The sequence below is a fragment of the Mucilaginibacter sp. P4_C11 genome (assembly GCF_056402115.1).
Genome location: NZ_JBFUIA010000007.1, coordinates 141,890 through 165,600, shown reverse-complemented (window position 1 = coordinate 165,600; position 23,711 = coordinate 141,890). Strand labels below are relative to the sequence as shown.

16 protein-coding genes are annotated in these 23,711 nt (G+C 45.4%); 8 read left to right on the top strand and 8 right to left on the bottom strand.

Going from position 1 to position 23,711, the window contains the following annotated elements; translation table 11 throughout:
* Nucleotides 1-140 precede the first annotated feature (140 nt).
* Nucleotides 141-929 (top strand): HAD-IIA family hydrolase, encoded by a 789-nt coding sequence (locus tag AC1DU2_RS08665; protein ID WP_477359811.1) that lies wholly within the window; start codon nt 141-143, stop codon nt 927-929.
* Between the two features lie 153 nt (nt 930-1,082).
* Here the strand turns inward: AC1DU2_RS08665 and AC1DU2_RS08660 are convergent, their stop codons facing one another.
* The 3 genes from AC1DU2_RS08660 to AC1DU2_RS08650 all read right to left on the bottom strand — a co-directional run bounded on the left by AC1DU2_RS08660 (nt 1,083) and on the right by AC1DU2_RS08650 (nt 4,862).
* On the bottom strand, nt 1,083-2,006 hold the full coding sequence (locus AC1DU2_RS08660) for a DUF6607 family protein (RefSeq protein WP_477383751.1): 924 nt from the start codon (nt 2,004-2,006) through the stop codon (nt 1,083-1,085).
* A 144-nt stretch (nt 2,007-2,150) separates the two neighbouring features.
* Nucleotides 2,151-2,759: an HmuY family protein gene (locus tag AC1DU2_RS08655; protein WP_477383750.1), complete on the bottom strand. Its 609-nt coding sequence runs from the start codon at nt 2,757-2,759 to the stop codon at nt 2,151-2,153.
* Between the two features lie 36 nt (nt 2,760-2,795).
* Entirely contained in the window at nt 2,796-4,862 is a 2,067-nt protein-coding gene (locus AC1DU2_RS08650; RefSeq protein WP_477383749.1) for a TonB-dependent receptor plug domain-containing protein, read from the bottom strand.
* Nucleotides 4,863-4,993: 131 nt separating this feature from the next.
* Between AC1DU2_RS08650 and AC1DU2_RS08645 the strand changes: the two genes are divergently transcribed.
* The 7 genes from AC1DU2_RS08645 (at nt 4,994) to AC1DU2_RS08615 (ending at nt 16,072) form a co-directional block, all read left to right on the top strand.
* Nucleotides 4,994-5,944 carry a helix-turn-helix transcriptional regulator gene (locus AC1DU2_RS08645; protein ID WP_477383748.1) on the top strand — a complete coding sequence of 317 codons (951 nt, stop codon included), beginning with the start codon at nt 4,994-4,996 and terminating at the stop codon, nt 5,942-5,944.
* 225 nt (nt 5,945-6,169) lie between these two features.
* Nucleotides 6,170-8,065 (top strand): PAS domain S-box protein, encoded by a 1,896-nt coding sequence (locus tag AC1DU2_RS08640; RefSeq protein WP_477383747.1) that lies wholly within the window; start codon nt 6,170-6,172, stop codon nt 8,063-8,065.
* Between the two features lie 197 nt (nt 8,066-8,262).
* Nucleotides 8,263-9,102 carry a chromate resistance protein ChrB domain-containing protein gene (locus AC1DU2_RS08635; RefSeq protein WP_477383746.1) on the top strand — a complete coding sequence of 280 codons (840 nt, stop codon included), beginning with the start codon at nt 8,263-8,265 and terminating at the stop codon, nt 9,100-9,102.
* Between the two features lie 90 nt (nt 9,103-9,192).
* A complete protein-coding gene (locus AC1DU2_RS08630) occupies nt 9,193-10,590 on the top strand; it encodes a TolC family protein (protein WP_477383745.1) in 1,398 nt (465 codons plus the stop codon).
* Nucleotides 10,587-13,751: an efflux RND transporter permease subunit gene (locus AC1DU2_RS08625; protein WP_477383744.1), complete on the top strand. Its 3,165-nt coding sequence runs from the start codon at nt 10,587-10,589 to the stop codon at nt 13,749-13,751. Before AC1DU2_RS08630 ends, AC1DU2_RS08625 begins: the two co-directional genes overlap by 4 nt.
* Nucleotides 13,748-14,833 (top strand): efflux RND transporter periplasmic adaptor subunit, encoded by a 1,086-nt coding sequence (locus AC1DU2_RS08620; RefSeq protein ID WP_477383743.1) that lies wholly within the window; start codon nt 13,748-13,750, stop codon nt 14,831-14,833. Before AC1DU2_RS08625 ends, AC1DU2_RS08620 begins: the two co-directional genes overlap by 4 nt.
* A gap of 54 nt (nt 14,834-14,887) precedes the next feature.
* Nucleotides 14,888-16,072, top strand: a complete 1,185-nt coding sequence (locus tag AC1DU2_RS08615; RefSeq protein ID WP_477383742.1) for a chromate transporter — start codon at nt 14,888-14,890, stop codon at nt 16,070-16,072.
* A gap of 42 nt (nt 16,073-16,114) precedes the next feature.
* On the opposite strand, the gene AC1DU2_RS08610 is transcribed toward AC1DU2_RS08615, so the two are convergent.
* The 5 genes from AC1DU2_RS08610 to AC1DU2_RS08590 all read right to left on the bottom strand — a co-directional run bounded on the left by AC1DU2_RS08610 (nt 16,115) and on the right by AC1DU2_RS08590 (nt 23,461).
* Nucleotides 16,115-17,275 (bottom strand): L,D-transpeptidase scaffold domain-containing protein, encoded by a 1,161-nt coding sequence (locus AC1DU2_RS08610; RefSeq protein WP_477383741.1) that lies wholly within the window; start codon nt 17,273-17,275, stop codon nt 16,115-16,117.
* Nucleotides 17,276-17,823: 548 nt separating this feature from the next.
* Nucleotides 17,824-19,476, bottom strand: coding sequence for an alpha-glucan family phosphorylase (glgP, locus tag AC1DU2_RS08605; RefSeq protein WP_477383740.1), 1,653 nt, complete (start codon nt 19,474-19,476; stop codon nt 17,824-17,826).
* Between the two features lie 2 nt (nt 19,477-19,478).
* Nucleotides 19,479-19,898 (bottom strand): hypothetical protein, encoded by a 420-nt coding sequence (locus AC1DU2_RS08600; RefSeq protein WP_477359835.1) that lies wholly within the window; start codon nt 19,896-19,898, stop codon nt 19,479-19,481.
* Entirely contained in the window at nt 19,886-22,270 is a 2,385-nt protein-coding gene (locus AC1DU2_RS08595; RefSeq protein ID WP_477383739.1) for a phosphoketolase family protein, read from the bottom strand. The genes AC1DU2_RS08600 and AC1DU2_RS08595 overlap by 13 nt, the downstream gene beginning before the upstream one ends.
* Before the next feature lie 9 nt (nt 22,271-22,279).
* A complete protein-coding gene (locus tag AC1DU2_RS08590) occupies nt 22,280-23,461 on the bottom strand; it encodes an acetate/propionate family kinase (protein WP_477383738.1) in 1,182 nt (393 codons plus the stop codon).
* Nucleotides 23,462-23,711 lie beyond the last annotated feature (250 nt).

The following is a 23,711-nucleotide window of genomic DNA, read 5'->3' as shown; positions in this document are numbered from 1 at the left end:
CTATGTGTATTAATAAATTGTTAATAAATAAATAAAATTATTATGATATTTTTAATAAAAAATCAATTTTGTTATTAATATCGTATATTTGAATATATAGAAGGGAGTCTTCTTACAACTTATAATTTAAAAAATATACTATGAAACAAGGACTTTTAATCGATATGGATGGTGTTATCTATAGCGGCGAGGAACTGATATACGGGGCGGATAAATTTATCAAATATTTAATTGACAGCGATATCCCTTTTGCATTTATGACCAATAACAGCCAGCGAACAAGCCTGGAAGTTGTACGTAAATTAAAAGGTTTGGGTATTGAGGTTCAGGACAAGCATGTTTATACCAGTGCTATGGCTACCGGAAAGTTTTTGGGCGATCAGAGCCCCAATGGCACTGCCTATGTTTTAGGCGAGGGTGGTTTACTAACCAGCCTGCATGAAAATGGCATTACGCTGGTAAATACCGATCCGGAATTTGTTGTTTTGGGCGAAGGTCGCAATTTTACGCTGGAGATGGTTCAGCGTGCGGTTGATATGATTTTGGCGGGCGCCAAATTTATCACCACAAACCGCGACCCCTCCCCCAAAAAACCGGGATGGAACAATTTAGGCATTGCAGCAACTACCGCGATGATTGAAGAAGCCACAGGCCGAAAGGCTTTTGTTACCGGCAAACCAAGCCCGGTAATGATGCGATCGGCCCGTAAATTCCTGGGGTTGGAAACAGCCGAAACCACTGTTATAGGCGATACCATGGAAACTGATATACAGGGAGGCGTGCAAATGGGGTATAAAACCATCCTGGTTTTGTCGGGGATATCAACTAAAGACAGGCTTGCGCATTATGCATTTAAGCCGGATATGGTTGCAAGTTCGGTAGATGAAATCAAATTCCCGTTAAAATGGTGGGATAAAGTTCCTGCTTGAATATTCCCTGGTTGATATGAGGGATGAAGGCTAAAGTAACCTGGCGCGTCGTGACTTAGCATTAAAGGTCGCTGATGCGCCGGGTTTGACAAATTAGTGCCTGCCTTACCGCTTTTCCCGTGAGAATTGGCGGCAAGTGCAGGACTTTGTTTGTTAATTAGCCGCTAAATAAATTTCAATCACTTTACTGATTTCTGTTTTATTTTTGGCAGTATTCCATTGTCCTTTTGCAGACTGATCGGCCAGGTTAAAAAGCCTTTCGTATAGCAGCTTTCCATCGGTTTTCCCTTTTAGCTTTACCTGGGCGTGTTGCGTATAAACATCGTCCCAAACCTGCCGAACAGATGTCCAGTAAGACTTCCGGGTTTTCCACCAGCTTTTGGCATAAATAAATTTGCTTTCATCCGCTTTGGTAAATTCCTCGTAGCCCTTTTCGCGTGCCAATAATTTATCTTCTGTGGCCGAGCGGATAACTTTTTGGTTATCCTGCTCAAACATCCAGCCCTTAGCTGTCAGGTAAATCCGATTTCCCCTCCTGAGTACATTATAATCGCTGCGCTTGGTAAACTCGCGGCGGGGCAGGGGGGCATCACATTCGCTGTGCCATTCATGCCTGCCATCAACGTGTACCCACGTCCCTATGCTTTCATAACGGGGGCTGTCATCAACCTGGAATACTTTTTGTACCCAGCGGCCTTTTACTTCGGCTGGTTTTAAGCCCATTTGTTTCCATGTATTATCCTTGTCAAACGTTACCAGGTTATTTTCTTCATAAACCCAATCCTCGCGCCAATGCTTAATTACCGATGTATCACCGGTAACCAATATATGCTGGATCACAATTTTTTTTGGCGAATCTTCCTCAACCACTGCCCATTCATAACCGGATGAATGATATTTAGGATGGTTTTTGTAAGCGGTATCGGGCGCAAAAGTTTCTGCATAGTCGAATGTTACTTTATAGAAGCCGCCGAGCGAACGGATGGCCGCGCGGTCCTGGTCTGTTTTTGATTGCGCATACAGGGCCGCTGTAGCTATAACCAGCAGGCCAAGTGTCAAACATATTTGTTTTTTCATGATAATTTGAAGTGCTCTTATTTGTTTCTTTTGTAATCAATGTAGTATCAACAGCGGGGCGATGGATAGCCCATAGTCGAAAATATCGGGTTTTAAGTCAAAAATCACAAAGCTGTACTTCAGACTTAATAACCTGTTCAGTAGCTATTGTAAGCTGGTTGTACCATCGCCCTGGTAAGCAAAGCGGAAGGTATAATAGCGCGATGCTGACCTGGTGGCCAGGTTGGCAAATTCGGCAGTTGTTGTGTTTGGGTTGCCCTTGTAATAGCTTATCATTTCAATCTTGCCATAGTTACCCGCCGATGTTTTAATCACAATGATCTTCCCTGGCACGGTAAGAATGGCATGCTGCGGCTCGGTGGTGGCTGTATAAGTGTACCATCCCGATATGGCTGGTGTACCCGTTGCATCTGTTTTATAACCGGCCGTTGGCGCGGTAGCCAAAGTTTCAAAAGTGCTGCTTACTATTTGGGCCTGGGTAGTTCCGGTGCCTGATGTACCGCCGTTTATAAATATGCTTGTCCCCTTAAATTTGATATCCCATTTGGTAGTGGCCGTATCGGCACCGGTAATTTGAGCACCGGTTGAAAGGCTGTAATAAACGTTAGTTGTTGAGCCGTCAAGATCGGTAACTGTTTTTGTGCTGAGTTTACTTACTACAGGAGTAACGTCATCGCTGTTTTTACTGCATGATGATACCAGTAAAATGATAGCGCTGCTTAATGCCAATGATAAAGTTGCAAATTTGTTCATGTGTTTTATTGTTTGAATAGTTATTTAATTTGTGTGTTATTTTTTAATGAAATTATAGGCTATCCCGGCGTAGATAAGCCTGCCCGGCAGGTTAAGTATAACCTGGCTGTCTTTATAATTCAGCAGGTTTTGGGCCGTAAGCTGTACCCTGATGGCATCTTTTAGTAAAGGTTTGGATAGCGATGCGTTAACCAGCACATATCCTTTGGTGTACTCGTCATCGCGGTTTACAATGCCGTTTCCATCGGTGTCCTTATAGCCGTATCTGCCGCGATAGATTGCCCTTATAGAGGCATTGATACCAGTTTTATTTTCCTGGTAGTTTACACGAATATTGTACGTGTATTTTGACCGGCCGAGCAACCCTCCATAGTCGCTTCTTTTAATAACCCTGGTAAGATTGGTTTCGGGGGCCTTGGTAAAAACCTTGCCCGCGGCTATCTGATCCAAAACCTCCTGGTCATATGCTTCCAGGTATTGAAAACCACCTGCCACCTGCAGCGACTTGAATACCTGGTAGCTCAGGTCGGTTTCAGCACCCTGCGTGTACACTTTATTGAGGTTGAAGTAAGAGAAAACAGATTGGCCATTGGTTTTTATGGCTATAACTGCTGTTTCTATCAGGTTGGTAATATTGTTGCGGAATAGGTTGGCTGTCCAATAGAGTTTTGCTGTGGGTTTGTACCGGTAACCCAAGTTAAAAGCGGTGGAACTTTCGGCATTTAACCTTTTCAGTGTGGCGGCATCAATCAATATGGTTTCAATTTGGCCGGCCTGCTGTAAGCGCTGTATACCTGCGCCTGCTTCTTCGTAACCAAAAACACTGTAACCAACTTCGGCATTGGTAAAGTTTAAATAAAGCTGGCGAAAGTCGGGGGCCTTATAACCTTTACCAACCGACCCTAACACCGTAAATTTTGGACTAAGCGCATAGCTTGCCGCCAGTTTTGGGCTTAACTGCGATTTATAAACGCTGTGCACATCATACCTGCCTCCGGCAATAATATCCAGCTTTTTTACCGGTAGCCAGTCGGCCTGGAAGTAGCCATACCCGGATGTGAACGATTGTAGTTTGGTGTAGCGTGTAGCCTCAACCGTTTCATACTGGCCACCCGCCCCTGCGGTTAGTTTCAGGTTATCCTTTAACGCATAATCATTTTGTAATTCGGCACGGTTAAAGGCCTGGTTAAAATAGGTTTGGTCATATATAGACCCGTCATCCTCATACCTGACATCCGATTTGGTTTTATAGGTTGAGCGGTAAAATTGTAAGGTAGATAGTAGCTTACCGGTAAAGCGATGGGTGATTACCGGTGCTATGTTAAAATCTTTTTCGGTACCCGTTCCGCCCGCATAGCGGTTATCAACAAGGTACCTGCTATCCTGATCATTGGTATAATATCTTACCGAAAGGTTAACGGTTGTTTTGTCATCTATTTTATAAGATGATTTGCCATTAAGCGTATAGCCCGCGAATGGCGAAACTGTAGGCAGACCCGATGAAGGCTGTAATGTATAACCGCCGCTGCTATAACGGTTGGCGAAGCCCGAAATGTAGAACCTGTTATTTTTATAGGCCGAATTTAAGCTAACATCTGCGGTATTATTGGTGCCGTACCGGGTCGCCGTCCCACCCGATATTCCCTTTACCGGGTCGGCAGTAATGATATTTACAACCCCGGCCATCGCTTCACTGCCGTACAGGGAAGATGTTGGGCCTTTTACAATTTCAATCCGGTCAATATTATTAATGGTGATTCTGGAAAGCTCCAGGATACCTGTATTGCGGCCAATTAAGGGTAGCCCGTCTATCAAAATCATGGTATAGGCTGGGTCAAAGCCCTGAATTTGTATGCCTTGCCCATGCGGGTCATCTAAAATGGTCATCCCGGTTTGCTCGGCCAAAATCTCGTTCAGCCGTACCAGGCCTTTCTTTTTTATCTCATCAGCTGTAATGCGGGTAATTGGGATGGGCACCTGTTGCAGGCTTTTTTGGGTGCGGGTTCCGGTAACCACCACTTCTTTAAGCTGCTTAATATTTGCTGTATCATTTTTTAATGTATCTGGCCTTTGTGCATAAGCTATATTTAATGTAATTGGCATAACTAAAACGTAAAGGATATATTTTATTTGCATTTATTTAGACTAATTAAAAATAATGATGCAAATTTGGATGATTTCTCGGGTGCACGATAACGCCAGCGGGATTTTAATAAACGCTATACGGATTAATAATGATCAGGATTACTGCTGCCTTATCGGATAATTATGTTTATCATTTCAATGCTCTTTTAACTGATAAAGTTGTATTTAATCAAACCGGGAACTGGGGGTGCGTAAGTATAATAACTACAGAGTTACCCAATATCCGCTTCTTTGTGATCGATTTCGATGGCAATAAACCATGCCCGGTTACTGTGGAGATTAACACCCAATGCCTGATGATAGCCTTTACTTTATCAGGACAATCCCAACCGGGTTTAGCGCACCTTACATTTTGTGAAGCAGAACATTGTTGCCTTTTATCGCCCGGCCATCTAAAATTTAAGGCAACCCTTCAAGGTAACTTGTTGCTCTTCGTTGTTTGTTTCCTGGGCGATAGTTTAAAAAAGAGCATGCCGGGAGTATTGGACCCCGGGCAGTTGGAGTTATTGCAAGCAAGCAGGCCAACCACCCTGCAAATGAGCCAGGCTATCCGGGATATAATGCTTAATATTGATAGAAGGGGGAACCATCATATTTATTTTGAAGCGAAGGCATTGGAATTACTTTTCCTTGAATTGGAACAAATAGCGGCTTTAGCAAGCCAGCCGGCCAGCTCGTTTTTGAAAATGCATGACCTGGAGCGCATTAACCAGGCTAAAACCATAGTGGAAGGAAATCTGCTAAACCCCTGTTCGCTTATCGAACTGGCGCATAAAGTAGGCCTCAATGATTTTAAACTGAAAAAAGGATTTAAGGAAGTTGTTGGGACAACGGTTTTTGGCTATTTATATGATTTGCGGATGGATAAAGCGAAACGTCTTTTAAAAAACGGGAAACCGGTAAGGGAGGTTGCTTTTGAGGTAGGGTATAAAAACGCTCATCATTTTACTACGGCATTCAAAAAAAAATTTGGTTACCTGCCCAGTAAAATTAATAAGCTTTTAGGACTGTTTGTTTTTATGTTGTCGCTGGTTGAGTAAAAATGGAGGCGACATATATTGCAATTTGCAGCCATCCCCTAAGGCTGCTGGTGAAATGCCAAAATTTAGGAAAAATCACAATTACCGTAATTAAGTTGCGCAGTTATATTTCCAAATGCAATGAGTTATCCTTGTGCAACTATGCGTCAACGGATAAGTGACTTTTAAAGGCGATACTAACTGATATTCAGCTATCTTTACCTTCGCAGCAAATGCGTTCACACTATGCAAATTATCGACGAGTACAATTTGACCTACGTAGTGCAGAATGCGCCGGTGGGTATTTGCATAGTAAATGCCGCAAGCCTGTTGGTTGAAACGGTTAATACCCATTTTTTGAAACTGACCGGGAAGTTGGAACATGAAGTTTTAGCAATGCACTACCGGGAGATATTTCCGTTAGAAAGATTTGATAATGAGGAAACCGTTCTGATACAAGCTGTTCATGAGGGCCGCCCGTTCAGTACCCGGGAACGGGAAATCAGGCGGGTTAATGGAGATGGAAAAGAAACGGCAACAGTTAGTTTTGTTTATTCGCCCATCAAGAACAAGGAAGGCGGTGTTGTTAGGCTGGCGGTATGGTTGCTGGAATATAATACACAAGGCCTTAATGAAGAACTGGCTGTTACCAATGAAGACTTTGCCGCCGCCAACGAAGAGCTGGCCGCGGCCAATGAAGAACTGGCGGCCACCAATGATGCGTTGGTTGAAACCCAGGCCAGCCTGCAGCGAAGCGAGAAATTGTTCCGCTCCATCGCGCTGAATATTCCCGGATCATTAATAATGGTGATTGACAGGAGCCACAGGTATGTGACGATAGAGGGGGATATTATGGAAAAACTGGGCTTTAACCGCGAGGGCTATGAAGGCAGGCACCCCGCAGAAGTATCGCCCGGAAGCTACGAAGTTTCCAGGCCTCTATATGAAAGAGTTATCGGCGGGGAGCAGTTTTCGATTGAATGGAAAACTGGTACCAGCGAGTTTTATATTGTTCATTTTGTGCCGTTAAAAAATGAAATGGACGAAGTAGATGCGGGCCTGATCATTACACTCGACATTACAGATATTAAACAAGCCGAAGAAAAAAGCGCGAAACTGGCAGCAATTGTTCAATCTTCTGACGATGCCATCATTAGCAAAACGCCGGAAGGCGTGATAACCAGCTGGAACGTGGCAGCCGAACGAATGTTTGGCTATACATCAGATGAAATGATAGGGCAAACGATTTATAAAATTATCCCTCCCGACCGCCAGGATGAGGAACCCCGTATACTGGCCAGGTTAAAAAAAGGCGAGCGTGTAGAACATTTTGAAACTATCCGGCTCAACAAAAACGGAGGCCTGCTTGATATTTCTTTAACAATTTCGCCTATTAGGGATACAAACGGTAATATTATTGGTTTATCTAAAATAGCAAGGGATATCACCGAAAAAAAGCAGGAAGAGCAGCGTAAGAATGATTTTATCGGGATGGTTAGCCACGAACTTAAAACGCCGCTCACCTCTCTTAGCGCCATTATACAGGTGGGCACAAGCAAGCTAAGGCATAACCAGGATGAGTTTTTGTCCGGGGCGATGGAAAACGCTAATAGGCAGGTTAGGAAAATGACCAGTATGATTAACGGTTTTCTAAATATTTCGCGGCTGGAGTCGGGGCAGTTATTCGTTGAAAAAGAGTCTTTCGGCCTCGGTCAGTTGCTGCAGGAAAATCTGGACGAAATAAGGCTCACTGTTAATAGTCACAGCTTTAGTTTGACGGGATGTGATGACATAGCTGTAAATGCCGACCGGGATAAAATAAGTTCAGTGATTTCCAACCTCATCAGTAACGCAGTTAAGTATTCGCCAAAGGGCAAACTGATTGATGTTGATTGTAAAATTGACGGCAAAACGGTGGTTGTAAGTATAAAAGACGAAGGCATTGGTATTAAACCACCAGATATTCACCGGATATTTGACAGGTATTACCGGGTTGAAAACAAACACTTGCGTCACGTTTCGGGTTTCGGTATCGGCTTATACTTAAGTGCCGAAATTATTAAAAGGCACAACGGTAAAATATGGGTAGAGAGTGAAAGCGGCAAGGGCTCTACTTTCTTTTTTTCGTTGCCATTGGACTGATCGTGAGGTAGCTGACATTATAGTCAACAATTGATCGAACATGGGCGGTACTTTTACTATAAAGATTTCTGAATAAACGTTAACTGCTTTCTTTTCCGTTTCTGTTGATTTGAACAAATTTGTTACGATTATACCCGGATAGCCGCCAGGGAATCCGTTGCTATAAAAAGGATTAGATTTCTAACTTTGGTGACGAAATGAAATGGATTACCCGCCAACATCCGAAGATTGACCGCATAGCCTGTCCCTGGCTCATCAAACGCTTTATTGATCCCGATGCCGAAATTATTTATGTACCGGTAGACCAGGTGATTTCGCAGGCTGCAGTCTTAAATGCCATTCCTTTTGATCTTCCGGGTGTGGAGTACACGCATTACGACGACCAGTGTACTTTTGATTATTTTATAAAGAAACATCAGCTTAAGGATATCGCGCTCGACCGCATAGCCGCCATTGTCCGCGGTGCCGATACGGATAGGCATGATTTTGCCCCGCAGGCAGCGGGTTTGTCGGCAATCTTTTTAGGATTATCAAAAAACATCCCGGACGACCACGAATTGCTGGAGCTGGGTATAAAAGTTTACGATGGTTTATACACCTGGGCCAAATACCTGTACGAGCAAAAACATATCCAGGAGCCGGTAGAATTCCTTTTGCTGGAAGTTTTTAATAAATACTTAAAACAGCAAGGCTCAAAAAAAGCGCCCGCGTGGGCAAAAGAGATCAAGGAGATGATCCAGGACCAAATTGATACCAATATGAGCTTAAGCTTGCAACAGGTATCAGAAGAACTGAAGATTAACCCGGCCTACCTGTCGCGGGAGTTTTCCAGGTACTTCGAAAATTTATCATTCGGCGACTATATCCGTAAAATGCGTATCGAAAAGTCAATAAACCTGATGGAAACCACCGATTACGCTTTAACAGAGATTGCGTACCTCACCGGATTTTCGGACCAAAGCCATTTTAACCGGATTTTTAAAAAGCAAATGGGGATGAGGGCGTCTGATTACAAAAAAAACCTGGTAAAAAAGTAAAGCAGATTCTATTCGGTAAAATCTGTTCTATTTTAAAGTAGTAAATTGCCATAGTATTGCGCCTACATATACAGCACTGGTTTTCCAGCTATGAAATATCCCGATTTATCCGCCTTTCCAAAAATCAGCATGCTTGCAGGTGTGCTTTTTTGTTTTTTACTTCCCAGGCAAACTTTGGGGCAGCAAAGTAAGCCCTATCTTGATTCCCTGCTGCATACTGCAACGGCTAATTATCCTTTGATAAAAGCAAAAAAATTGCAAACCCAGGCCTTGCAATACGCTGTAAAGTATAAGCAGAATGGTATTATTCCGTCGCTTAATGCATCGTACCAGGTAGATTATGCAACCGCCAACAATATTACCGGCATGGTTTATCCGCAGTTTATTACACCCATCAGCGGGCCGCCAAGCAAGGGCAACGATTATAGCGGTGTGCCGGGCAGCGCAGCCGCGCTTAACCTGCAATGGGAACCCATTACTTTTGGCCAGCGTGGTGCCGAGGTTGACCTGGCTAAAGGCAGATTGAAATACGGGCAGGCAGACGAGAACTTAACCCTGTTTCAGCACCAGGTAAATGTGATTGGCGCCTGGTTAAATTATTTGCTGGTTAGCGATCTGATTAAAGTTTACCGGTCCAATATTGATAAAGCAGCGTTTAATTTGAAACAGGCCCAAACCCTGGTGATAAGCGGTTTGCGACCGGGAACCGATTCTTCGTCCTTTCAATCGGAGTACACCCGGGCCCAAATGCAATTAATCGCTTTTGAAAGACAACAGGATTCAACATTGATAGCCCTTAAAGAACTGGTAGGTGGTTATTTACCGGCCGGCCTGGTGGTTGATACTTCACTTTTTAAAAATTTACCGGTAATTGCTTTAATTGATACCATAACAACCAGCCACCCCGAAGTGCAATTGGGACAGGCCAACGTAAATGCCAATGAACTGTCGTTGAGGTCATTAAAGCGAAGCATCTTGCCCAAATTAACGTTATGGAGCACCGGCTATGGCCGGGGATCGGGCATTGGTGCCGATGGTTCGGTAAACTCCGGCGACGGCTGGCGTTTTCAGCGTTATAATTATGGCGTGGGGGCACAAATTGCTTTCCCGATATTGGAAGTTTTCAGGCAGAAGCCCCTGTGGAAACAACAGGAACTCATTACCGCATCAAGCCGTGAGCAACTTTTGCAAACGGAATTGCACCTTAATACGCAAAAAGAAATTGCCGCATCCAACTTTCAAAGGGCGCTGCAATCGGCACAGCTTGCCCCGCAGCAATTACACTCGGCCGAGTATACCTACAAGGGTATTCAATCAAGATATAAATCGGGCCTTATTAATTATTATGATGTGATACAGGCACAGCAATTATTATTTCAGTCGGCAGCTACAGTCAGCATCGCTTATTACAGTGCATGGCGGGCATTATTAAATGAAGCGGCCTACAGTGGCAACCTGAACCTGTTTTTAAATCAATACGGCAAATGAACATCATCCAGTTTTTATACGCCTCATTAAGAAAACCGGTCACCATTGTTGTAGCCGTTATCGCCATCGTTTTTTTCGCGGTGGTATCTATACGTACCATGCCGGTAGATATTTTCCCGAAGCTTGGTACCCCCACCATTTACGTGGCACAAACTTACGGCGGGCTATCTGCCGAACAGATTGAAGGGTTTGTAACCTCCTACTATGAGTACCACTTTTTGTATGTAACCGGCATTAAATCTGTAGAAAGCAAAACCATCCAGGGTGTTACTTTATTAAAATTGAATTTTTACGAGGGCACCGATATGGGGCAGGCCACCGGCGAAGTTGTATCAATGGTAAACCGGGCGCGGGCATTCATGCCACCGGGTACTGTATCGCCATTTGTAACCCGCTTTGACGGGGGCAGCGTGGCGGTTGGCCAGCTGGTTTTCAGCAGCCCCACCAGGTCATTGGGCGAGGTATCAGATCTGGCCCTATTTAAAGTACGGCCCATGTTCTCCACCCTGCCAGGTGTTTCGGCCCCGCCGCCGTTTGGCGGTAACCAGCGTTCTGTGCTCATCAAGGCCGATCCCAATAAACTAAGGAGCTATGGTATCAGTCCCGAAGAATTGGTAACGGCCATTGCCAAAGGGAACACCATCCTGCCGGCGGGTAACCTTCGTGTGGGCGATCAGATGCTCATTGCCCCTCAAAATACGGTGGTAGATAATATACAGGATCTGGGCAATATCCCGGTAAAAACTGGCAGCGGCCCGGCCGTTTATGTACATGACCTGGCACAGGTGGATAATGGAGCCGATATTACAGCAGGTTATGCATTAATCAATGGCAAACGTTCGGTTTATATCCCCGTTACCAAAAGGGCCGATGCCTCAACCTGGGATGTAGTACAAAAAGTGAAAGCTGCGTTGCCGGATATGCAGGCCGCCATACCACCGGATATTAAAGTAAGTTATGAGTTTGATCAATCGGGCTATGTTATCAATTCATTAAAAAGCCTAATGACGGAGGGCATTTTAGGCGCTTTGCTTACCGGCCTCATGGTATTGCTATTTCTGCGCGACTGGCGCGGTTCGCTCATCGTGGTTTTAACTATCCCTCTGGCTTTGCTTTCGGCGGTTATCTGCCTCAAGCTTTTTGGGCAATCCATCAACATCATGACTCTTGGCGGCCTGGCACTGGCCATAGGTATTTTGGTAGATGAAGCCACCGTAACGATAGAAAATATACATCATCACCAGGAAAAAGGCGAACTGAAGGGACGGGCCATTTTAGAAGCCTGTAAAGAAATTGCTTTGCCTAAATTGTTAATCCTCCTTTGTATCCTGGCGGTATTCTTCCCGGCTTTCTTTATGTCGGGTATTCCTAAAGCCATGTTCCTGCCGCTTTCGCTGGCTGTTGGTTTTGCCATGATAGCCTCGTTCCTGTTATCACAATCATTTGTGCCGGTTGTTGCCAATTGGTTGTTTAAAGACCAGCCGGCCGAAACCGCAAAAGAAGGCAAGCGCATGGCCCGTTTTAAAGAACGACATGGAAGGCTGATTAACCGGCTTTCGCCGGGCAGAAACATCCTGATACCCGTTTACCTGCTAATTTCATTTGGCCTGGTGGCGCTGCTTTTTATAACAGTTGGTAAAGAATTATTTCCTAAAGTTGATGCCGGGCAGTTCCAGGTAAGGCTAAGGTTGCCCGAAGGAACACGTATTGAACGGACGGAGGCAAATACAAAACAATTGCTGCACCTGGTTGATAGCCTGTCTGGTGGCAATAAAATCGCGATATCGTCCGCCTATGTTGGTTTGGTGGGTTCAAGTTACCCGGTGAGCGTTATTCACCTGTGGACCAGCGGGCCCGAAGAAGCTCTGCTAAAGGTTAAATTTATATCAGGCTCGGGCATTAAACTGGATGATTTCAGGGAAAAGGTACGCCAGGCGGTAAGTACGCAAATGCCCGGAGCGCATATTTCTTTTGAGCCTGCCGATTTGGTGGGCCAGGTGATGAGCCAGGGAACTGGCACACCTATACAGGTACAGGTTTTAGGTAAAAGCCTGGCACAGGACCGCCAGTTTGGGAAAAAGATTGTTGAACGTTTGAAAACCCTGCAGTACCTGCGCGATGTGGCTTATAGCGCCCCGCAGGGTTATCCGGCCATGAAAATTGAATTTGACCGGGTAAAGCTGGGCCAGTTAGGCCTTACTGTTGAGGATGCCGGGAAATCGCTGGCTGCGGCAACTTCATCCAGCCGTTTTACGCAGCCCAACTATTGGGTGGATAAAACAGCCGGAACAGCCTACCAGGTACAGGTGCAGATACCTGAGCTGGTGATGAACGACCCCGCGCAGGTGGATAATATTTTGTTGAGCTCCAACAACGGTAAGCAGGTTTATATGCGCGATGTAGCAACCTGGAAAATGGGCAATACCGAAGGCGAGCTTGACCGCTTAAACCAAAAACGCTTTATTACCATTACGGCCAATTTGCAAGGCAAAGCGCTGGGTTCGGCCATTAACGATATTGATAAGATCATCAATGAAACCGGAAAACTACCCGATGGCATGAAAATACAACAGCCGGGCCAGGCCGAAGTTTTTTTACAAACTTTCCAGGAGTTGCAGAATGGTATTTTGCTGGCTATTGTGGTAATTTTTCTGTTATTAGCCGTAAACTTCCAGTCGTTCAGGTTATCGCTGGTGATCATCTCGGTTATTCCAGGCATTTTAGCCGGTAGCCTGCTGTTGCTATGGATCTGTGGCAAAACACTGAACATACAATCCTATATGGGCTGTATCATGGCCGTGGGTGTGGCTGTGGCCAACGCCATCCTGTTTGTGATCCAGGCAGAAAAATATAGAAGTGAAAAGTTACAGGAGCCCTATTTGCAGGGAATTAAAGACCGGATAAGACCTATCCTGATGACCAGCCTGGCAATGATTGCCGGGATGGTCCCGATGGCATTAGGCTTAGGCGAGGGGGGCGACCAGACATCGCCTTTGGGTACAGCTGTTATAGGCGGCCTCATTTTCTCCATGGTCTCCAGCCTCATCGTTTTACCTTTAATATACCAGTTCTCCATAGGTAACCGGCCTGTGCCTGTTATCTCTTTAGATCCGGATGATCCGCAAAGCAAATATCAATCCCTAACCGAAAATCAATCATGAAAGTTATAAAATATATTTTCTTAATCCCGGCTTGCTTGCTGTCGGCTTGCGGGGGTAACCAGGTTGAAAAAGCAACGCCGCAAGGCCCGCCAGAGAAGCCTGTGGTTAAATTGTTAACGCTGAAACCAGAGCCCATTGCGAACAAACTGAACCTCACCGGGGAAATTATTCCTTTCGATCGCGCCAATATTTATGCCCGCACACCGGGCTATGTAAAGGAAGTAAAAGTTGATATCGGCTCAAAAGTTACTAAAGGCCAGGTTTTATGCATCCTTGATGCTCCTGAATTAAAAGCTGCACAGGCGCAAAGCCAAAGTAACAGCATGGGCACCAGGTCAAAATATGAATCCAGCAAATCAACTTATTTAAGGTTACTAAAAGCAGCGCAAACGCCCGGCGCTGTGGCTGATAACGAGCTGGAAATTGCGCGCAACCAAATGCGGACGGATAGTGCTATATACCAGGCTTCCCGTTCGGCTACCGAGGCCAATAAAGCGATGGAGGATTACCTGGTGATCCGGTCGCCTTTTAACGGTGTGGTTACATCCAGGAACATATTTAAAGGAGATTTTGTAGATAATACCGGTAAAACGCTGATGTTTCGTGTAGAGGATAAGTCCTCTTTAAGGGTCGATGTGGCCGTGCCTGAAGCGTATAATTCCACCACGCTAAAAGATAATGAAGCAAGTTTTACGGTATCGGCCAATCCGGGCCAGGTGTTTAAAGCCAAACTGGCACGGAAATCAGATGCCATTGACCCGCAAACGCGGAGTGAAACCTGGGAGCTTACCTTCCCAAATACTAACGGTTTACTTAAACCCGGCATGTTCGCCCAAATTGTATTGCCGGTTAGCCGTCCCAAAGAGGGCTTCCTGGTGCCGTTTAAAGCAGTGGTATCTACCCAGGAACGTAAGTTTGTGATCAGGGTGGTCAACGGGAAAACCCAATGGGTAGATGTAAAAACCGGTTTTACCGGCAAGGAAAAAACCGAGATAGCCGGCGATTTGAAACCCGGCGACCAGCTGGTGGCGCAGGCCAATGAGGAACTGAAAGAGGGTACAACTGTGCAGGTAAAGCAATAGTTAAAAAGGTGAATACTGTATCCAGGCAAAATATGCACAGCGAGGAGAATATCCATGGAAGAGCAATTAACAAAACAACCACCGGCTTATTCTTTGCTGGATATTACAAAATACTTTTTAAAACTGGGCACCTGGGGTTTTGGCGGCCCGGTGGCTTTGGTAGGGTATATGCAGCGCGACCTTGTTGAGCAAAAAGGCTGGCTAACGGCCGAAGAATACAAAGAAGGTTTGGCATTAGCGCAGTTGGCCCCCGGGCCTTTAGCCGCTCAATTGGGTATCTATATCGGCTTTGTTCACTACGGTCTTGTTGGGGCAACGCTTACGGGCCTGGCTTTTGTTATTCCGTCATTTATCATGGTTGTATTGTTAGGCATGGCCTACCAGCTTTACGGCGGCTTAACCTGGATGCAGGCGGTATTTTATGGGGTAGGCGCAGCGGTTATTGGTATCATCGCGATGAGCGCTTATAAACTAACCGTAAAATCTATCAGTAAGTTTGAACCTGCTGCCATGAAATCCAAATGGCTGCTTTGGCTTTTTTATATCGCCGGCGTTGTGATTACGGTTATTACCGAAAGAGAAGAAATACTATTGTTCCTGGGCTGCGGCATTGTGTATATGGTTATCAAAGCGCCGCCCCAGTGGATCAAAAAGCCGGCGGTACTGCCAGCCGGAATATTGATAAGTACCGGTTTCTGGAAATATGACGGCAAAACCTTGCAGGAGATTGCCTGGTTTTTTGCAAAGGCGGGCGCGTTTGTATTTGGCAGCGGCCTGGCTATCGTACCATTTTTGCATGGCGGCGTGGTAAAAGAATTTGGCTGGCTAACAGAAAACCAATTTGTAGATGCGGTTGCCGTAGCTATGATAACACCGGGGCCCGTGGTTATCACAGTTGGGTTTATCGGTTACCTTGTTGCCGGTTTTCCGGGCGCTTGTGTGGCAGCTTTGGCTACTTTTTTACCTTGTTATTTATTCACCGTCGCCTTAGCGCCATCCTTTAAAAAGATCGCCAAAAATACCAGCATCAAAGCATTTGTAGAGGGCATCACCGCATCGGTAATAGGCGCCCTGGTAGGGTCGGTAATTATTATCGGATTACGGTCAATTGTCGATATTTCGACAGCGCTGATTGCTTTAGCTACCGTAGTTGCACTTATCTATGTCAAAAAACTACAAGAGCCTTATGTAATTGGTGTTGCCGCTGTTATCGGGTTAATCATCAAAATCAGCAATTAAAATGCTTAAGCCGGTGTGAAATTTCCGCCGTAGGTGGACTGATTAAGGCTTGCTAACTTTATACAAGGCTTTTTTCAATCGTGCGTCGGCATAAAAAATATCTTTATAGGTAACCAGCTGCCCGTTGCGGATATCGCAGGTGAGATAAGTAAGCGAGACCGGGATGGGGTGCTTTTTGCCTGCGTTTGATAGCTGTGCGGCAAGTTTGGCCCCATGTGCAACGGTAACCGGTATAGCAGTGGTATCCTGCCTGGCCTGGTTAACAACCGGGTTTATAGTTAACTCTCCCGGCTTTTGATATGCAGGCTTGCTTATCTGTAAAAAAAATCGCCCTTTATTGGTGGTGATATTTATAGCCGAATAATCCAGGCCAGCTGCCAACAGATCCATGCCCGGCTTGTCTATTTTTATTTTGAAGTATTGATCGCTTGTTTTGGTATGTACAGTTAATATACCTGAAGGGATGTTTATATCTACTGCTGTTTTTTTCCTGGTGCTGTACCAGCGCAGGCGCTCCATATTGATGGCTACCCGTTGCACGTCGGCTACGCTAAATTCATAACAATCCAGTTCATATAGCCCTTTCATCAAATACATTTGATGTTTCAAGGAAGCATAAGCCTTGGTTTGAGGTTGTACGTTGCTAATCTCTTTTTCAAATTGCTGGCTTTTAAGTGCGTTAATCAGCACCTTTTCGGCATTAAACCCGTTTTTAATTCCCGAGTCGATTTTTGAGTCAGGGTAATTCGGGTTAAGCCGGCCATAATGCAGGTTGTTTTCGAAAGCGAGGATTGCATCGGTTAACAGGATGTCGAACATTGCTTTTTGCCTGTTGCTAACCGGGCTTGAGCTTGATCTGAGTAACTTTAACTTATCGTACAATAACTGATCTGGGTGATAATCCAAATGTTTTAGTCCGTAGGTAACCACACAGTCAAGTAACAGCATAGCATCGGTAGCATGAGTTTTGGCGGTGTCGGGCGCTATCCATGCCAGCCTGAAGCCTGTTTGCCGGTAAAAGCGTTGAACACTGTTTGGAAAGTATAATTCTTTGCGGTGTACCGCCAGCTGGCTTTTTATAGTGGTTGTTACGGATGTATCTTTTCGGGCATTGTATACTGCGGCCTTTGGTGCAGCGCCAATTAACAATAACAACAAAGTTACTCCTGCCGAAAAGAAAAACAAGCGATGATATTTTTGCATTTTATTTGGTTTTAGCTTTGTAAAGATCATTGTAAAATGGGTTGGTATTTATGATGTCCGTCATTGTAAAAACTGATATTGAGCACAAACGTAAATCCTTAAAACAGCCAGAGAGGCTGATAAGTAATATTAAAAAAATAGTTTAGGCACTTTAACTGGGGCAGCAAATTGTTTTATCGATCGCGAAGCTAAAGTTTCCCCTTCCGGACTACCATGTACCCACGTCTTTGGATCTCATCACTAAACAAAAATGGTGTCATTTCGAACGAACCTGCGATGGGTTGCGCGAGTGGGGTGAGGAGAAATCTTGAGCAATTTGCATCCCGAGGGACTTGTTGTAATACAGGGCGTTCAGGATTTCTCTTTCGCGCCCCGCTCTTTCCCACTCAAGCTCTATCGAAATGACAATTTCTTTTGTTAAAAAAATGTGGGTACACGGTAACCTACCGGAGAGATTATACGCGATTTGGTTGTCTTTGGTGCTCATAAAAGCTACGCTATTTAGAGTGGGCTTTTGCTGAAGCTATTTCGACACAATTACTAAGCTACTACAGCTTATACATTTTCTCATAATATTCAGCGGCCAATCGCCCGGCTTCAAATGCGGGTACCACATCCGCGGCCGCCTGTTTCATGATGCCTAACCATTTTTTTGGAGCGCCATAATACATAGGCACTACCGTTTTTTCGAGCACATCCATCAGGTTCCTGTTTTCCTGGCTGTCTTTTTCATGCACCTGTAGTTGGTTGGATGCAGGCTGAATTACGAAACAGTTTTTTTGATCGTTTGCAAACTCAGGTACCCAGCCGTCGGGAAGCGAAAGGTTAATGCTGCCATTCATGGCCGCAGTCATACCGCTGGTGCCTGATGCCTCGCGGTACATCCGGGGATTGTTGAGCCACACATCCGACCCTTTTTTTAGCAAGGCCGATAAATGCAGTTCATAACCGGTAAGCACGGCACAATTTGCAAATGGGCGGGCACGCTCAATGATGTGGTTAAACAAGGCGATAGAACTTTCATCCTCCGGGTACGGCTTGCCGGCCCAGATAAATTGGACGGGGTATTTAGTATTACTTACGATGGCCAAAAATCTGTCCCAGTCCTGCATCACCAGGTCGGCCCGCTTATAACCGGCAAAACGCCGCGCCCACACAATGGTGAGCACGTTGGGGTTAAACAGTTTGCCGCACTGGTTTGCCACCACGCTAAACAACTCAAGCTTCATCGCTTTTTTACGGGCAATTATAGCTTCATCATCATGAGTAGCAATGGCGTCATCTAAAGCAGCATCACGCCAATAGGTTTTATTTTGCGCATTGGTGATGGATATAATTTCGCAAACACCTGCATTATTGCCCCACATTTGCCGCGCTACTTCGCCGTGAAGCCTGGATACGCCATTTGCTTTACGTGAAAATTTAAGGGCGGCCAGGGTATAATTAAAATTTTCTCCTTCCATTCCCAATAACGATTTTACTTCGTGCTCCTGTAAATGATAAAAAAACGACATCTCTTTTAGTAATTCGTAGCTATGCGCTTCGTTACCGGCCATTTCTGGTGTATGGGTGGTGAAAACCACCCGTTTCCTTACTTTTTCCAGGTTTTTATATTTGGCGTACAGGTAAAAGTTTAGCGATACCGAATGCCCCTCGTTCATGTGGTAAACATCCGGTTCAAAACCTAAAATATCCAGCAGCGTAGCGCCGCCAATACCTAATACAATAGTTTGCGCGATACGGGTTGCCTCGTTAGCATCATAGAGTACGTGGGTGATAGACCTTGATAATTCATCGTTTTCCGGAACATCGGTACTCAATAAAAATAAGGGTGCGGTACCAAATGTTTCGGGCTTTAGCAACCAGGCTTTGACATGTACAGGCGCGCCATGCACCTGTACAGTAAAAAGAATGCCTGTATCCTGTAAAAAGGAATAGTGCTTTTCAATAAATTCCGGCTTCATAAAGCCGTTGCCATCCCTTACCTGGTCATAATAACCATATTTCCACAGCATACCAATGCCTACTAGGTTTTGCTTCAACTCGTAAGCACTCCTTAAATGCGAACCGGACAAAAAACCCAGTCCGCCGCTATAGATCTTTAAAGCCTGGTCAACCGCAAATTCCATCGAAAAATAAGCGACCGGTGTTTTATATTTTTGATCCGGCTCGTAGCCAAATATTTCTTGTTTACTGAGCATATTTAACCTTTAATCCTATACGGTGTCCATTTAAAATACCTGTCCTCTGTTATCTCCTGCTCAACCAATTGAATGTTGGCATCAACCAGGTTTACATGCAAATCCTCGTAGTGGTCTATCCGGTATTGCAACAATGCCGGCTTGCCGGTCTCACCCTGGTCAATCAAGGCGTCTATGCATGCAAGCGCGCCTTCTTTTGCTTTTTCCATGGCGGCTACCAGGCTGGTTGTTTGATAGTAGCGGTCATATCCCGGTTGCAAAGTATAAACTGCGTTGTTCCGTTCTATCAATCGGGAACTAATCGGTTTAAAATCATTTGCCGGTATTGTTTTTATCCCGGTGTCATTTCTATCAACGCAATAGCTGCGGTAATAGGTATGCATATCGGGCTTAACGGTTATCTCTTGCGTTATTGTTTCCATTTCCAGTTAAGTATTTCGGGCATATCCTTGCCGTTAGCTTTAATATATTGCTTGTGCTGGGTTAGCTTATCTGTAAGCTGCTGCTTAAGGTAAACGCCTTTGCTGCCCGTTTGTGGCAGGCGGTCAATCACATCCATCACCAGGTGAAAGCGGTCCATTTCGTTAAGTACCGTCATATCAAAAGAGGTGGTGATAGTTCCTTCCTCTTTATACCCCCGCACATGCATATTCACGTTGTTGGCGCGGTTATAAGTTAAGCGATGTACCAGCCATGGGTAGCCATGGAAGGCAAATACCACAGGTTTATCGCTGGTAAATAGCGCGTTATAATCTTTGTCGCTAAGACCGTGGGTATGTTCGGTGCTTTTTTGAAGTTTAAACAAATCTACCACGTTAACAACCCTTATTTTCAGCTCGGGCATGTGTTCCCTTAAAATCGAAACCGCTGCAAGCGTTTCTAAGGTTGGCACATCGCCACTACAGGCCATCACCACGTCAGGCTCGGCCTCCTGGTCGTTGCTGGCAAAATTCCAGATGCCTATGCCGCGGGTGCAATGTTCAACCGCCTGCTCCATATTAAGCCATTGTGGTGCCGGGTGTTTACCTGCTACAATAACATTTACATAATGATAGCTGCGCAGGCAATGATCCATTACCGATAAAAGGCAGTTGGCATCGGGTGGTAAATAAACCCGCACAATGTTGGCTTTTTTGTTTACCACATGGTCCAGGAAACCCGGGTCCTGGTGGGTAAAGCCGTTATGATCCTGCCGCCAAACGGTAGATGTTAACAGGATATTAAGCGATGCTATGCGCCTGCGCCAGGGCAGTTCGAGTGTTGTTTTTAACCATTTGGCATGCTGGTTAAACATCGAATCGACGATATGAATAAAGGCTTCATAGCAATTAAACAGCCCATGCCTTCCGGTAAGCAGGTAGCCCTCCAGCCAGCCTTCGCACTGGTGCTCGCTCAGCATTTCCATTACGCTGCCATCTGCCGCCAGGAATTCATCGTACGGAATTATTGGCGCAGCCCACTGGCGGTTGGTTACTTCGAATACAGCATCCAGCCGGTTTGATACCGTTTCATCGGGGCCAAATATCCTGAAGTTTCGCTTTTCCTGGTTTGCTTTGATCACATCCCTTAGAAAACGGCCGCTCACATAAGTATCGCCTTCGCCGTCAGCGCCGGGGCTTTCCACCACGGTGGCATAATCCTTAAAATCGGGCAGGCGCAGGTCGCGCAGTAAATTGCCGCCATTGGTATGCGGATTGGCACCCATCCGGCGTTCGCCTTTTGGCGCCAGTTCGGCCAGTTCGGGCATAAGCTTGCCTTGCTCATCAAATAACTCTTCGGGATGATAGCTTTTCATCCAGTCTTCCAGCATTTGCAAATGTGCCGGTGGCGTACTTGCCGAAACCGCAAGCGGGATTTGGTGGGCCCTAAAGTTGCCTTCAATTTTATGACCATCTACTTCCTTAGGCCCTGTCCAACCTTTGGGCGACCGTAATACAATCATCGGCCAGCGCGGGCGTTCAGTATTGGGTTGTTCGGCATCATATTTTATTTGTTTAATACGGTCAACAGCGTAATCAAGCGCCACAGCCATATCCTTATGCATTTGCTCCGGATCTTCGCCTTCCACAAAAATGGGGTTCCAACCATAGCCGCGAAACAGCTGCTCCAACTCTTCGTGGGTAATGCGGGCTAAAACCGTAGGGTTAGATATTTTGTAACCATTCAGATGCAGTATAGGCAATACTGTACCATCGGTAAGCGGGTTAAGGAATTTATTGGAATGCCAGGCTGTAGCCAACGGGCCGGTTTCCGCTTCGCCATCGCCTACAACGCAGGCAATAATCAAATCGGGGTTATCCAGCACCGCGCCGAATGAATGGCTAAGGGAATAACCCAGCTCGCCACCTTCGTGAATAGAGCCCGGCGTTTGCGGCGAAGCGTGGCTGGATATGCCGCCGGGATAAGAAAACTGGGTAAACAGTTTACGCAAGCCTTCTTCGTCCTGCGTAATATCAGGATAAACTTCTGTGTATGTTCCTTCCAGGTAGGTGCCGGCAACAACAGCCGGGCCACCATGCCCCGGCCCCGAAACATAGATCATATTCAGATCATATTGAGTAATGATCCGGTTGAGGTGCGTATAAATAAAGTTTTGCCCGGGTGTAGTTCCCCAATGCCCCAGCAGCATGTTTTTTACATGATCGAGCTTGAGGGGCTCTTTTAACAATGGGTTGTGGTGCAGGTATAGTTGCCCTACCGATATGTAATTTGCCGCGCGCCAGTAGGCATGTATTTTTCTTAATAGTTCGGTCGATAATTCAGCCTGTTCTATATCTAATATTTCGGTTTCCATGGTGAGTTTTTATTTTAAAATAGTGGTTTGTGTATGTTGTGCAATCATTGCTTCTTCATTAGTTTTTAGCACCATCACTTTAATCTTACTTGTTGATGATTCTATGTTTTCTTTGTGATGGTTGTTCAATTTGTCGTCGATGCGGATGCCTAAAAAATCCAGGTTGCGGCAAATCATTTCCCGGATAACGGCCGAATGCTCGCCTATGCCGCCGGTAAAAACCAGCAGGTCTAACCCACCCATAGCTGCGGCCAGCGAACCGATGAACTTGCGTGCCTGGTAACAAAAGGTGGTAATTGCAGCGCGGGCTTTGGCATCATGAGCAGCCATACCCAGTAATTCCTGCACATTACTTTTGCCGGCAATGGCCTTTAACCCCGATTGTTTACTGAGTAGTGTATCAAGCTGCGTGGTTGTTAATTGCCCTTGTTTCAGCAGGAATAGTACTACGCCCGGATCAAGATCGCCGGAACGGGTGCCCATTACCAGGCCGCCAATAGGGCTAAGGCCCATGGTAGTTTCTACGCTGATTCCGTTTTTGACCGCGGCCATGCTTGCGCCATTGCCCAAATGCGCGATAATGATATGCTGTTTATTTACATCAATACCATCGGCAGCCAGTTTTTGCATAATGTATTCGTACGAAAGGCCATGAAAGCCATAATGCAGCAGGCCTTGTTCCCGGTATTTATCGGGCAAGGGGTAATATTTAGCCTCGTCGGGCATATCAGCGTGGAAGGCGGTATCAAAGCAGGCTACCTGGGGTAACTGCGTAAAAGCTTTTTGAAAAGCTTTGATGGTTTTAATTTCATCGGGCAAATGGTTGGGGGCCAGGTAAACATATTGGCGCAGGGTTTTTAGCAAATCATCTGTTATGAGTTGCGGTGCCCGGTGGTTTGGCCCGCCCTGTACCAGCCGGTGCCCTATAGCCAACAGGCTATTGTTATATTGGCTTTGTTTAATCCAACGGATTACGGCATTCACCGCTGCAGCCAGGTTTTTAAATCCGCCGGCCTGGCCGGGTACCGGTTTTTCCTGCTTACTTATTACAAGTTTACTTGCTGCACTGCCAATGGCATCTACACTGCCCGATAACTCTTCCTGTAGCGAGCTTGAATGGTACAAACTAAATTTAAGGCTGGATGAACCGCAATTAATGGTTAACAGAAAAGTATTTAAGGAGACCGCCATACTTATTTAATCATGCAGTTTTAAAATGGACTACAATGCAAAGCTATAGCTTACTACCGGCTTGGGGAATGACGCTCATGACCATAAATAGTGATGTATATCATATCCTTAGGTACAACCGGATGGCCTTTGAAATGTTTTGAATTTTCCTGGTCTATTTGTGATAGAATTTTGTGGTAAATGTTAAGGTGGTAGAATTATGGCAAACGCGTTTAAATACTTAACGGCGATAAGCTGTTATTTAATAATA